The following is a 13,633-nucleotide window of genomic DNA, read 5'->3' as shown; positions in this document are numbered from 1 at the left end:
CACTTTATGTAGATGTAGGAGGATTTTTGTATGTCCGATTCGAAATTTCTGCGCGGAACGCTTATTGTTACGCTAGGGACATTTTTAGTAAAGTTCTTAGGCATGATTTACGTCTTTCCGTTTCATGCATTAGTAGGAACAGAAGGCGGAACGCTCTATACATATGGATACATTCCATATACGATCTTTTTAAGTATCGCAACGGCAGGTGTGCCACTTGCTGTTTCAAAATTTGTTTCCAAATATAATGCGCTTGGCGATTATAAAACGAGCCGGAGAATGTTCCGCTCGGGAATGGTTATGATGATAGTAACAGGAGTTCTTTCGTTCCTAGTACTGTACATGACGGCGCCATTGTTTGCAGAAGCGATGCTTGGTAAACAAAGTATACACAATAATGTAGGAGAAGTTACGACGATTATTCGTCTTGTAAGTTTCGCACTTATTGTTGTACCAGCAGCGAGTTTAATTCGTGGTTATTTCCAAGGTCACCAGTCTATGGGACCAACTACCGTTTCACAAATTATTGAACAAATTATTCGTATCGTCTTTTTATTAGCAGGTAGTTTTATCGTTATTAAAGTACTTGGCGGTACAGTTGCAACAGCAGTTGGAGTAGCGACATTTGCTGCGTTCGTTTCAGCGGTTGGAGCACTCGGTGTGTTAATTTGGTACTGGTTAAAACGTAAAAAATATTTGGATCAATATCTAATTGAACAAACTGTACCAGAATCAACAGTAAGCACCGTTCAATTGTTTAAAGAGTTATTTGCATATGCGATTCCTTACGTTGTAATTGGGTTAACAATTCCTTTATATCAACAAATTGATACATTGACATTTAACTCAATTATGCAGGCGATTGGTCAAGGTGATATCGCAGAGCGAGCTCTCGGTATTTTCACAATGTGGACGCATAAGTTAATTATGATTCCTGTATCACTTGCAACAGCGTTTAGTTTAACGCTTGTACCAGCAATTACAAAATCATTTACTGAAAAACAATACCGTTATTTGAAATTACAAATTACACAAACATTCCAGGCGAATATGTTTTTAACATTGCCAGCAGTTGTCGGTATTTCTTCACTGGCATATCCAATTTATACTGCGTTTTACGATTCAGATCCACTAGGTGGACAAGTATTAATGTGGTATGCACCAGTTGCGTTGTTATTCGCTTTATTTACAGTAACAGCGGCAATCCTGCAAGGTATTAACCAGCAGAAGCATGCGATTATTGCGCTTATAATGGGCGTTATTTTGAAATTTGTATGTAACGTAATCTTTATTCGTTATTTCGGTACAGTAGGAGCAATTCTAGCAACAGCAGTTGGTTTCTTAGCTTCTGTTTGGTACACAAATCAACAAATTAAAAAATACGCACACTATTCATTCGGTGTTGTATATAAAAGAACATTCCAAATTGCAGTACTAACACTTATAATGGTCGTTGCTGTAAAACTATCACAATGGCTTCTATCCTTCATGATTTCGCCTGATGGCCGTATGGGTGCTCTTATAACAGTTGCAATTTGTGCAGGTATTGGCGGTCTTGTTTACGGATTGTTAGCAATTCGCACAGGAGTACTTGAAAGAGTATTTGGCGGAGAAGCATTAGATAAAATTCAACGTAAACTTGGTAGTAGATTTAAAATAAAGTTGAAATCAAGAGGGGCGTAATTACGTCCCCTTTTCTATGATAAATAAAGAAGGTGAAAAACGTGAGATTAGATAAATTATTAGCAAATATGGGATATGGAAGTAGAAAAGAAGTAAAGAAATTATTGAAAGACGGCGTTGTGAAAATTGATGGAACGCCAGTAAAAGATGCGAAAGTTCATGTAAATGTAGAAGAGCAAGAAGTTATGATTCACGGTGAAGTTGTGGAATACAAAGAATTTGTTTACTTAATGATGCATAAACCACAAGGTGTTATTTCAGCGACGGAAGATGATAATCATGAAACAGTAATAGATTTATTAGAATTAGAAGATGCAATCTTTGATCCGTTCCCAGTTGGACGACTTGATATCGATACGGAAGGTTTCTTATTGATAACAAATGATGGGAAGTTATCACATCAATTATTATCTCCGAAAAAGCATGTGCCGAAAAAATATTATGCACACGTTGCAGGAGTAGTAACAGAAGAGGATGTAAAAGAGTTTGCTAAAGGTGTTATTTTAGATGATGGCTATGAAACAAAGCCAGGTGCACTTACAATATTGAAAAGCGATGATATTTCTGAAATTGAGCTTGTGATTACGGAAGGGAAATTCCATCAAGTGAAGCGTATGTTTGAAGCGGTAGGGAAAAAAGTAGTCTACCTAAAGAGAACAGAGATGGGTCCGTTAGTATTAGATGAAGAACTAGAACTTGGACAATACCGAGAGCTAACAGATGAAGAAGTAGAAATGTTAAAAACATATCAAGTAGATACTGAAAAGTAGTACCTTTATAGGCGCAGAAAAGACCCCTTTCTAATTATTAGAAAGGGGTATGTATTTATTTACATACAATTATTTTTCATTATGAGGTCATTCTCACTTTCTTTCCTGTTGTTGTCCACTTACCGCGGCAAGGGCTATACACGAGTTCATTAAACTGCAACACATTTAGATCACGTTGTATCGTTCGCGGTGTGATCCCGAACTCATCTACAAGGTCTTTCGTCGTTACCGTTCCGTTTTCATTGATGTACATATAAATTGATTTAATGCGTGTTAGCATACGAGTAGTTGTAGGTTTCAAGAGAAAACCACTCCTCTACTAGTTTTTTTGACCCCATTCAGGAAAGAAGGTCGTTACTACCATTGTACTCTACATGATAAAATTCATGCTTTAATCTACTTAAATTTTACAGAAATTTAACAAATATTCATATAGAAAAATATTGGTAGTTGACATTGTATATATGGTCAGTCAACTAACACATAAAATTCTACGTAAAACGCCAAATTCCTGCAAATTTTTTTGAAAAAATAAAAGAAAAACTAATAAGAAATATCTGAAATATTACAATTGTTCGGTATTTAGTTTTCGTGTATGGCATAAGAGATTTCGGTTTGTTATGATGAAAGAAACAATATAGTGAAGGATGGATGCGTGATGTCAGCAATTAATTGGACAGAAGAAGTTGCGAAACGAAAAGATGATTTAATTCGTGATACACAACAATTTTTACAAATTAAAAGTGTATGGGAAGAAGAATCGGCGAAAGAGGGCGCACCATTCGGTGAAGGTGTAGAAAAAGCTTTATCTTTCATGTTACATAAAGGAGAAACTGAAGGTTTTGCTTCTAAAAATTTAGAAGGATATGCAGGTCATCTTGAAATGGGACAAGGAGAAGAGTTAGTAGGCATTCTTTGTCACGTTGACGTTGTACCAGAAGGAGATGGCTGGACGACTCCTGCATATAGTGCGGATATTCGCGATGGAAAGATTTTTGCACGTGGTGCAATTGACGATAAAGGCCCAACGATGGCAGCATATTATGCGATGAAAATTGTGAAGGAATTAGGCTTACCTCTTTCCAAACGTGTTCGTATGATTATAGGAACAGATGAGGAAAGCAATTGGAAATGTGTAGATCACTACTTTAAAAACGAAGAAATGCCAACAATCGGTTTTGCGCCAGACGCGGATTTTCCAATTATTAATGCAGAAAAAGGAATTTCTGATATACAAGTTGTGCAAAATGGTAGTGAAGAGAAAAAAGGTACATATGAACTTGTTTCATTTGATTCAGGGCGCCGTTTAAATATGGTTCCTGATTTTGCAGAAGCGGTTATTACAGGAGAAGATGTAAATGCACTTACAGTAGCATATGAAGAGTATTTACAAACTGCTAAAAAAATAGGGAAATCGACTATAGAAGGAAATACAGTGACGGTGCAAATAGAAGGAATTTCAGCGCACGGATCTACTCCTGAAAAAGGAGAAAATGCAGGTTTATTATTAGCAAACTTCTTAACTACAGTTTCACTTGATGGAAAAGCAACTGCATTTGCGACATTTGCAACAGAAACATTTACTGGTGATATTTTTGGTGAAAAAGCTACTATTGCTTATAAAGATGAAATTAGCGGTCCGTTAACAGTGAATGTCGGTCGCATTTCTTATACGAAAGAAAACGGTGGTAACTTAGGGCTAAACGTACGTTACCCAGTTACAACTAACTTTGAAGAAACAATTGTGAAGTTGAAAGAATATGTTGGTACACATGGTTTTGAAGTGGCTGACTATTCTAATTCTCGCCCACATCACGTCGATAAAGATCACGTATTAATCCGTACGTTACAACGTGTGTATGAAGAACAAACAGGTGAAAAAGCAGAACTATTAGCAATCGGCGGCGGTACTTATGCTCGTTCATTAAAAGCTGGTGTGGCATTTGGCCCGCTATTCCCTGGAAAAGAAGAACTTGCGCATCAAAAAGATGAGTATATCGAAATTGAAGACTTATTAAAAGCAACAGCAATTTACGCGCAAGCAATTCATGAATTAGCGAAGTAATGGATATATAAATAATGTCCGCTCTCTATTTTGGAGAGCGGCTTCTTTTTACCTGAATGAGATAAGAAAGAAAAGCAACAATAGAAAGAAGGAGAAGATGTACATGGAACTGCATTATTTTGTCGCAATTACGTTACCGAATCATATAAAAGAAATGCTGTCTAACTATAAAGAGGACATGCAAGAGGAATTACAATTTCGTTCATGGGTACATAAAGAAGACTATCATATTACCCTTTCATTTTTAGGGAGTGCAACGGAGGAACAGTTAGAGGGAATAAAGAATGGATTACAAACAATTGCAGAAACAAAAGAACTATCCTTCACGTTACAAGGTTTTTCAACGTTTGGTAGGGAAGATCAGCCTCGTATTTTTTGGGCGAAGGTAAGTGAGAATCACGATTTGTTTCAGTTGCAAAAGCAAATACATGCCATTTGTGAAGAAAATGGATTTTCTCTAGAAACACGCCCGTATCACCCGCATATTACCATTGCTCGTAAATGGATAGGAGAAGAAAAGTTTCGTTTAGAAAGTATAAAAGAAGTGCCTGAAATATCATTTCAAGTAGATACAATTACTTTATACGAATCCCACGTGAAAGAAACCCCGAAGTATAAATCGATTGCTGAAATAAAATTACAAAAATAGAATGTTGAAAACGTTTTTTATGCAGGTGAATATACTATAGAGAAGAATGGAGTTACTGTATAGAGTCTTGTTGATAAGAAAAGCCTTATCATTTGCAGCTCATTTTATCTCGCCTAATTGGTGAAGGCTAATAATAAGTGAGGATGGAAAAATTTTCTCGCTCATTAAAGTTTCACTTTATTTTAACTTTGAGAATGATGGTGATTTTTTTATGTTGAAAGTAAAACGTCCATTTGATGCCTATTTAGATGAAATGAATAAAATTACAATTTTGCTCCCACATGCGTATGGAACAAGTCGGACATTTCGTTTGCAAGAAGGAAGTAATGTGAAAGATTTACCGATTGCTCATACTATTGCGCTTCCAGATGCAACGAAGTATGAGTGCTTTATAGAAGAGCCGCTAGATGTGGGGAAGTATTATACAGTACGAGATGAACGGAATGAAGAAACTGATTTACAAATAGGTGCTGTTATTCGAACAAAAATTTTCGATGAAAAGTATTATTACGAAGGTACAGATTTAGGTGCTGTGTATCAAAAACAAGAAACGACATTTAAAGTATGGGCCCCAACTGCAAGGCTTGCGAAAGTAAGAATTTATAAGAGCGATAAAGAATATACCGATCATGAAATGTACAGGGGAGAAAACGGAGTTTGGATTCAAACATTACAAGGTGATTTAGACGGAGCACGCTATACATTTCTTGTTTGTATTAATTTAATATGGAACGAAGCGGTGGATCCTTACGCAAAGTCAGTGACTGTAAATGGAAAGTATGGCATTGTTATCGATTTAGAAAAGACGACTGTAACGAAACGAGAGCAATTACCACCATTACAAGCAATGACAGATGCCATATTGTATGAATTGCATATTCGTGATGCTACTATTCATCCGAACAGTGGAGTGAGTAAAAAAGGGACGTATAAAGGGCTAATGGAAGAAGGAACAACAGGACGAAATGGGACATTGACAGGTTTGTCTCATATAAAAGATTTAGGTGTTACGCATGTTGAATTATTGCCTTTATATTGTTTCGGTGGTGTGGATGAGGCGAATCCTTCTTCTGCCTATAATTGGGGGTACAATCCATTATATTACAATGCACCAACAGGATTTTATGCTACAAACCCCTCTGATCCGTATAACAGGATAGTTGAGTGCAAACAACTAATTGAAACATTTCATGAACAAGGTATTAGGGTGATTATAGATGTTGTATATAATCATGTTTATGAAAGAGAGCTATCATCATTTGAGAAGCTTGTTCCAGGATATTATTTTCGTCATGGTGAAGATGGTATGCCTTCTAATGGGACGGGAGTCGGAAATGATATAGCGTCTGAACGGAAAATGATGAGGAAATTCATTGTAGAGTCTATTTTATATTGGCTTACTGAATACAATGTCGATGGATTCCGATTCGACTTAATGGGAATTTTAGATGTTGATACAATGAATATGATAGAGAAAGAAGTGCGAAACATAAAACGAGATGCTTTGTTATTAGGAGAAGGATGGGATTTACAAACACCGCTTCCTCTTGAGGAAAAAGCAACGTTAAATAATGCGAAGAAAATGCCACATATCGCACAGTTTAATGATCAATTTCGTGATGGGATAAAAGGGAGTACATTTCATATAAATAAGCGTGGTTTTGCATTTGGTGGGCATGTAGACTGTAATCATTTGCAGTATATTGCAGCAGGAAGTCTTTTAAGTATGAAAGAAACAGGGCTGTTTCTAGAGCCAGCGCAAAGCATTAACTATGTAGAATGTCATGATAATATGACGATGTGGGATAAACTAGTGCGCAGTAATGAAGAATCAGAAACGATTTTGAAAAAACGTCACCTGTTAGCGAGCGCAATGGTTATTCTTTCACAAGGCATTCCTTTCTTACACGCAGGGCAAGAGTTTTATCGTACGAAGAAAGGAAATGAAAATAGTTATAATGCAAATGATGAGATCAATCAATTAGATTGGGATCAAAAAGAGAAAGAGATAGAGACCGTTAACTATATAAAAGGTTTAATCGCGATTCGTAAAGAGCATGGGGCATTCCGATTACAAAGTGCAGACCTTATAAAAAAACATATGACTTTTTTACAAACATCTACAGAAGTACTTGCATATCACCTAGAGCATGCAGAATCGTTTGGGCCGTGGAAAGAGATTATCGTCTTATTTAATAGCGGTTTAGAAGCTAAAACTGTGCAACTTCCGAAAGAAGCAACGTGGCATGTGTTAGTAAACGAAAACGAAGCGAAAATAGAGCCAATTTCTTCATTTAGAGGAAAGGAACTTAGGCTCGCTCCAATTAGCACGTATATATTGACGATAATGTGACAAATCGCTACTTGACGATGAGAATGTAATAAATGTAGAATTGACAAAGGTGACGATTTTGATAAGTTGTCATTCTATGACAGGTTTTGTAAAATAAAATAGAGGATTTTTGGCTTAGGCTAATTTTTCTTTTCATTTACAGTAAAATATATGAATCCACAACATGTGTAGAAATGTTGCGGTTTTTCTTTTCATAACTATAAAAGATAAGGATTTGTTAACGGGTAATGAATATGGAATGGTTGGAACAATTATTAGGAAAAGAGTGGAGTCTTGTACCGGCTGGTGGAGTAACGGGCGATGCATATATTGCGCAAAACGGACAACAGAAGTTATTTTTAAAGCGGAATACATCGCCCTTTTTAGCGGTATTGTCAGCAGAAGGAATTGTTCCAAAATTACTTTGGACAAGAAGGGTAACGAATGGTGATGTAATTTCTGCTCAAAAATGGCTTCCGGGACAGAAGCTAGAGCCAGAGGATATGAAACTAGAACGTGTTGCGAAACTTTTGAAGAAAATACACTCCTCTAAAGCGCTTGTACAGATGATTCAAAGACTTGGGAAGCAGCCGCTTCACGCACAAGAGTTATTACAACAACTGCAACTCGTTTTAAGAGGAGATATAAGGGATGATGAAACAATTCAGCAAGGCCTTCAATATTTAATGGATTCATTAAAAGCTATTGAATACAATGAATTCGTTGTATGCCATTGTGATGTAAACCATAACAACTGGCTATTGTCGGATGAAGATGAATTGTTTTTAATTGATTGGGATGGAGCTGTAATTGCTGACCCAGCTCTAGACCTCGGTATGTTATTATATTGGTACATTCCGCGCCAGGAGTGGAGTGAGTGGCTCGGTTATTATGATATTGAAATGGATGAATCGCTGCTTAGGCGTATGAGATGGTATGTGATAGCACAAACGATTTTGTCTATTCAATGGCATACAACAAAAAAACAGCAAGCAGAAGCTGAATATTGGCATCAATATTTACAGCAACTACTTGCTTCAGAATAATACTTAAGAAAAATTGTCCATTCCAGCAATCCACTGAGTAAGTTGTTCTTGATTATTGGAAATGTGGTTGTCCAAATTAGAGGAAGATTTACCCGATTGACTATAAGAATATACATCGTTTAGCATTGCTTTAGCGTCACTACTTACATTATCGTTTGCGAGTAACGATTGAATGAGACGCTCTAATTGCTCGCATTCAGAAACTGTCCCGCAACAATCACTTTGGTGATTGACTAAAATATCTTTCAGCACTTCTAATTGATGTTGTTGATTAATTGGCATGAACGGATCATCCTTTCGATTGTTTTTCTCTTTTTAGAAATGTAAGAGAAAAAGCTGTTTCGTCATGGAATGTTTAATGCTGTATGTAGTTTTTATCAAAATGGTACATCTTATACTTGAAAGAAACGGACCGAGTGCTCGTACGTACTTGGTTTTTTGTTTGGTAGATTGATTAAAAACAGAGAGAAGGAATTATTCCTTTAAAATAGCTATGTAAAGAGAGGGAGACATCTATGCGTTTAAGACATAAACCATATGCAATGGATCGAATTAATGAGTATTCACATATCGTAATTGGAAACCCAGAGGAGCGCGCTGGTAACTGGAAAGAAGTATTTGGAAATGAACAACCAATTCATATTGAAGTAGGTACAGGTCGTGGCCGCTTTATGTATGATATGGCAAAAGCAAATCCACATATTAATTATATTGGAATTGAAAAATTCACAAGTGTTGTTGTAGACGCACTTGATAAATTAATTGAAGAAGAATTACCGAACTTAAAGTTAATTAATAAAGATGCTGAAGATTTAACAGTTTTCTTTGCAAAAGGTGAGATTGATCGCGTTTATTTAAACTTCTCAGATCCATGGCCAAAGAAACGTCATACGAAGCGTCGTTTAACGTATAAAACGTTTTTACGTAATTATGAAGAAGTGTTAGTAGAAGGCGGAGAAATTCATTTCAAAACAGATAACCAAGGTTTATTTGAATATTCTCTTATGAGTATGGCTGAGTATGGTATGTTATTAACTTACCTTAGCCTAGATCTTCATAATAGTGATTATGAAGGAAACATTATGACTGAGTACGAAGAGAAATTCTCTAGTAAAGGTCATCGTATTTACCGAGTGGAAGCAAAATATCGTACAGAACCTATGCAGTAATGCATAGGTTTTTTTGTATCTAAAATAATCAGAATTTTATGTTAGTATTAAAAGAAAAGGGGGATGAAAAATGGAACAGTTACAAATTGGAGATATAAAAGTGACGTGGCTAAAAGGTGGGAACACACATTTAGACGGGGGAGCGATGTTTGGTGTCGTCCCGAAAGTACTTTGGTCACGTAAGTATAAACATAATGATACAAATCATATTTATTTACGAACAGATCCGTTACTTTTGCAAACGAAAGACGGAAATATGCTCATTGATTCCGGAATAGGAAACGGTAAATTGAATGAAAAGATGAAGCGAAATCAAGGTGTAACAGAAGAATCATCGGTTTATGAATCATTAGAAAAACTAGGATTAAAGCCAGAAGATATCGACTACGTCTTAATGACACATCTTCATTTTGATCATGCATCTGGTTTAACAAAATGGGAAGATGATCACCTTGTACCTGCGTTTCCAAATGCGAAAGTTTACGTAAGTGAAACAGAATGGAATGAAATGAGGAACCCAAATATTAGATCCCGTAATACATATTGGAAGGAAAATTGGGAGCCGATTGTAGATCAAGTTGTTACGTTCCAGCAAGAAATAGAAATTACAGATGAAATAAAAATGGTGCATACAGGTGGTCATAGTGATGGACATGCAGTTATTGCTTTAGAAAGCCATGGGGAAACGATGCTTCATTTAGCAGACCTATTACCGACGCACGCACATCAAAATGTATTATGGGTAATGGCATACGACGATTATCCGATGACCTCGATTGAAAATAAACAAAAGTGGATGAAGTATGGTGCTGAAAAAGAGGCATGGTTTACGTTTTACCATGACGCATATTATCGCGCTGTGAAGTGGAATGAGGAAGGGCATATCGTAGAAAAAGTAGAACGGAAAACGAGTATAGAAGCATAAAAATAGGAGGTTGTTCCATCATATTTATTGGAGCAGCCTCTTTTTTATTGTCGGGTTTTGTCGGTAAGTCGATATATTTAAACAAACGCTGATATAAATTGAGTTGCGCCGATATAATTGGGAAATCGCTGATATAATTTTAATCAATACCCGCAATTTCAAAAAAAATAAGAGGTTCACCTAATGGGAACCCTCCTTTTTATGCTGCTATAACCTCTAAAACAGTACCTGTTTTAGCATCAACTAAAAATTCAAATCGTTCTTGTATATCATTTAACATTGTTGTAAGACCGCCGCGATAAACTTCATATGCGACATCATATTTTTCAAATGTCTCTGGAACCATATGTACCCAAGAGCCAGTAATTTCACCTTTATGACTTAATGCTTGTTTCACCATTTTCAATGCTTTTTCTGAAGAAATATGGGATTGTTCTTGTACTTTGTTTGCAACGAGATAACCAGCTGCGAACCCAACGCCAAGACCTGCTACTAAACCTTTCCAGCTCATATATTCACCTCAATTCTATAAAATAAAAATAGTGTACCGATAATAATTATAAAGCAAATACAGCCAAAAAAGAAGAAACTAGAAACATTTCGAAAATTTCGTTACAATAAAAGAGGTATTCTACTAAGGTTTGAAAGAAGGGGACTTCGTGAATAAAGAGACATTACAATTATTTCGTACGTTAACAGAATTACAAGGTGCATCAGGTTTTGAACATGATGTACGCCGTTTTATGAAACAAGAATTAAGCAAATATGCGGATGAAATTGTACAAGACGGTTTAGGTAGCGTATTTGGTCTGAAAAAAGGGGACGAAACTGGCCCGCGTGTTCTTGTAGCAGGTCATATGGATGAAGTAGGTTTCATGATTACGCAAATTACGAAAAACGGAATGCTTCGTTTTCAAACGTTAGGCGGATGGTGGAGTCAAGTTTTATTAGCACAGCGTGTACAAGTTATGACGAAGAATGGTCCTGTTATTGGGGTTGTTGGTTCTATTCCTCCTCATTTATTAAGTGACGCGCAACGTGCAAAACCGATGGATATAAAAAATATGTTAATTGATATAGGTGCAGATAGTTATGAAGATGCGATTGAAATTGGTGTAAAACCAGGACAACAAATCGTGCCGATTTGCCCATTCACACCGATGGCAAATGAGAAGAAAATTATGGCGAAAGCTTGGGACAACCGTTACGGATGTGGTCTTGCAATCGAATTGTTAAAAGAATTAAAAGATGAAACATTACCAAATACATTATATTCTGGTGCTACTGTACAAGAAGAAGTAGGCCTCCGCGGAGCGCAAACAGCTGCAAATATGATTCAACCAGACATTTTTTATGCGCTTGATGCAAGTCCAGCAAACGATGCATCTGGTGACAAAACGCAGTTCGGTCAATTAGGAAAAGGTGCTCTTCTTCGTATTTATGATCGCACGATGGTAACACATAGAGGAATGCGCGAATTCATTTTAGATACAGCAGAAACAAACAACATTCCGTACCAATACTTTATTTCACAAGGTGGTACAGATGCGGGCCGTGTACATACAAGTAACTCTGGTATCCCATCAGCAGTAATTGGTGTTTGTGCACGCTACATTCATACACATGCTTCAATTTTACATGTTGATGATTATGCAGCGGCGAAAGAATTAATTACGAAGCTTGTAAGAACAACAGATAAAACGACGTTAGAGACAATTAAGAATAACGCGTAGAGAAGAAGGGCGAAAAACCCTTCTTTTTTTAGGTTGAATAGATGACCCAGCGATGAGTGGTGGCGGTTAGTGCCTAATGGGTGCTCGAATGATGTATTAAGACCGCGGGTAGGAAGAAAGAAGAAGCCTGTTTTTGTGTTTAGGACCAGTAATATTGTAGAAAGCGACCTTCTTTTATGGGGAGAAGGAATTCCCTGATGGTGTGTGGTAGTGGTTGGTACTTAATTTGTGCCGAAGCGGATATTAGAATAGAATGATGAATTTTTATAGAGGTGAACGAAATGAAAGTAGTGGTTGGATCAAAGAATAAAACGAAGGTTGGGGCTGTGGAGAAGGTTTGGAAAGATGCTGAAATTACATCTCTTTCTGTTCCGTCAGGAGTATCAGCTCAGCCTTTCTCAGATGAAGAGACGATGCAAGGAGCGATTAATAGAGCGAAGCGAGCGCTAGAGGAAGGAGAAGCTCCAATTGGTATTGGGCTAGAAGGCGGCGTAATGAAAACGGAGCACGGTTTATTTATGTGTAACTGGGGCGCGCTAGCAACAAGTGATGGGAAAGTATTTGTGGCCGGAGGAGCGCGTATTACGTTACCAGACGATTTTTTAGCACCTCTTGAAGATGGTAAGGAATTAAGCGAAGTGATGGAAGAGTTTGTGCAGCGAAAAGATATTCGTAGTCACGAAGGTGCGATCGGTATTTTTACAGATGATTATGTCGACCGTACGGAATTATTTGTACACGTTGTTAAGTTGTTAGTTGGGCAATATAAGTATGACAAAAAGCAAGCATAAACCTTGCACCGTGCGCGATGTATGGTAGTATAAAAGAAAGATTATAACATGAAAAATGCACTCGTTAGAGGAGGAAATATAGATGAAGTCATTAGAAAGCATGGAGCAATTCCAACAGTTAAAAAATGAAGAGAATGTAGTCTTTATGTTCTCAGCAGAATGGTGCCCAGACTGCCGCTTTGTAGACCCATTTATGCCAGAAGTAGAAGAGAAATATAGTGATTTCTCATTTTACTATGTAGATCGCGATGAGTTTATTGATCTATGTGTAAAATTAGACGTATTTGGCATTCCGAGCTTTGTAGCGTACAATAAAGGTGAAGAAACTGGTCGCTATGTAAACAAAGATCGTAAAACACAAGAACAAATCGAAGAGTTCATTGAAGGTTTAAAATAAGGCAATTTGCCAATTGAATTGTAAAACAACCTCTACCTTCGCGGGGGAGGTTGTTTTTTTGGAAGGGAGGAAA

Annotated in this window: 14 protein-coding genes; 11 read left to right on the top strand and 3 right to left on the bottom strand. The window is 36.9% G+C overall.

Features of this window, described 5'->3' with window-relative positions; genetic code table 11:
- Window positions 1-30 precede the first annotated feature (30 nt).
- Both MHB52_RS24335 and MHB52_RS24330 read left to right on the top strand, forming a co-directional pair.
- Window positions 31-1,683, top strand: a complete 1,653-nt coding sequence (locus MHB52_RS24335; protein ID WP_001284030.1) for a putative polysaccharide biosynthesis protein — start codon at window positions 31-33, stop codon at window positions 1,681-1,683.
- Window positions 1,684-1,724: 41 nt separating this feature from the next.
- A complete protein-coding gene (locus MHB52_RS24330; protein ID WP_001234947.1) occupies window positions 1,725-2,453 on the top strand; it encodes a pseudouridine synthase in 729 nt (242 codons plus the stop codon).
- Window positions 2,454-2,532: 79 nt separating this feature from the next.
- Here MHB52_RS24330 and MHB52_RS24325 read toward each other — a convergent pair whose 3' ends face one another.
- Entirely contained in the window at window positions 2,533-2,754 is a 222-nt protein-coding gene (locus MHB52_RS24325) for a DeoR family transcriptional regulator (protein WP_000805512.1), read from the bottom strand.
- A gap of 357 nt (window positions 2,755-3,111) precedes the next feature.
- Between MHB52_RS24325 and pepV the strand changes: the two genes are divergently transcribed.
- The 4 genes from pepV to MHB52_RS24305 all read left to right on the top strand — a co-directional run bounded on the left by pepV (window position 3,112) and on the right by MHB52_RS24305 (window position 8,545).
- The gene (gene pepV, locus MHB52_RS24320; protein WP_016118748.1) at window positions 3,112-4,518 is read left to right on the top strand and encodes a dipeptidase PepV; all 1,407 of its coding nucleotides are present in this window, start codon (window positions 3,112-3,114) and stop codon (window positions 4,516-4,518) included.
- 103 nt (window positions 4,519-4,621) lie between these two features.
- Entirely contained in the window at window positions 4,622-5,167 is a 546-nt protein-coding gene (thpR, locus tag MHB52_RS24315) for an RNA 2',3'-cyclic phosphodiesterase (protein ID WP_016118747.1), read from the top strand.
- 211 nt (window positions 5,168-5,378) lie between these two features.
- The gene (gene pulA, locus MHB52_RS24310) at window positions 5,379-7,520 is read left to right on the top strand and encodes a type I pullulanase (protein WP_061664592.1); all 2,142 of its coding nucleotides are present in this window, start codon (window positions 5,379-5,381) and stop codon (window positions 7,518-7,520) included.
- 227 nt (window positions 7,521-7,747) lie between these two features.
- A complete protein-coding gene (locus MHB52_RS24305) occupies window positions 7,748-8,545 on the top strand; it encodes a phosphotransferase family protein (RefSeq protein ID WP_001986674.1) in 798 nt (265 codons plus the stop codon).
- A gap of 3 nt (window positions 8,546-8,548) precedes the next feature.
- On the opposite strand, the gene MHB52_RS24300 is transcribed toward MHB52_RS24305, so the two are convergent.
- Entirely contained in the window at window positions 8,549-8,827 is a 279-nt protein-coding gene (locus MHB52_RS24300; protein ID WP_016118745.1) for a YtzH-like family protein, read from the bottom strand.
- 233 nt (window positions 8,828-9,060) lie between these two features.
- On the opposite strand from MHB52_RS24300, the gene trmB reads away from it, so the two are divergent.
- Entirely contained in the window at window positions 9,061-9,714 is a 654-nt protein-coding gene (gene trmB / locus MHB52_RS24295) for a tRNA (guanosine(46)-N7)-methyltransferase TrmB (protein ID WP_001239381.1), read from the top strand.
- A gap of 70 nt (window positions 9,715-9,784) precedes the next feature.
- On the top strand, window positions 9,785-10,639 hold the full coding sequence (locus MHB52_RS24290) for a YtnP family quorum-quenching lactonase (RefSeq protein WP_061664594.1): 855 nt from the start codon (window positions 9,785-9,787) through the stop codon (window positions 10,637-10,639).
- A 199-nt stretch (window positions 10,640-10,838) separates the two neighbouring features.
- Here MHB52_RS24290 and MHB52_RS24285 read toward each other — a convergent pair whose 3' ends face one another.
- On the bottom strand, window positions 10,839-11,150 hold the full coding sequence (locus MHB52_RS24285; protein WP_000118543.1) for a PepSY domain-containing protein: 312 nt from the start codon (window positions 11,148-11,150) through the stop codon (window positions 10,839-10,841).
- A gap of 148 nt (window positions 11,151-11,298) precedes the next feature.
- Here MHB52_RS24285 and MHB52_RS24280 point away from each other — a divergent pair, with 148 nt between their 5' ends.
- The 3 genes from MHB52_RS24280 (at window position 11,299) to MHB52_RS24270 (ending at window position 13,560) form a co-directional block, all read left to right on the top strand.
- Window positions 11,299-12,372: a M42 family metallopeptidase gene (locus MHB52_RS24280; RefSeq protein WP_001031508.1), complete on the top strand. Its 1,074-nt coding sequence runs from the start codon at window positions 11,299-11,301 to the stop codon at window positions 12,370-12,372.
- Window positions 12,373-12,653: 281 nt separating this feature from the next.
- Window positions 12,654-13,163 carry a DUF84 family protein gene (locus MHB52_RS24275; RefSeq protein ID WP_000869941.1) on the top strand — a complete coding sequence of 170 codons (510 nt, stop codon included), beginning with the start codon at window positions 12,654-12,656 and terminating at the stop codon, window positions 13,161-13,163.
- An 82-nt stretch (window positions 13,164-13,245) separates the two neighbouring features.
- On the top strand, window positions 13,246-13,560 hold the full coding sequence (locus MHB52_RS24270) for a thioredoxin family protein (protein ID WP_000838193.1): 315 nt from the start codon (window positions 13,246-13,248) through the stop codon (window positions 13,558-13,560).
- Window positions 13,561-13,633 lie beyond the last annotated feature (73 nt).

Source organism: Bacillus sp. FSL K6-0073 (genome assembly GCF_038006085.1).
GTDB lineage: Bacteria > Bacillota > Bacilli > Bacillales > Bacillaceae_G > Bacillus_A > Bacillus_A cereus.
The sequence above is the reverse complement of the archived record's forward strand: the minus strand, read 5'-3'. Positions and strand labels throughout refer to the sequence as shown.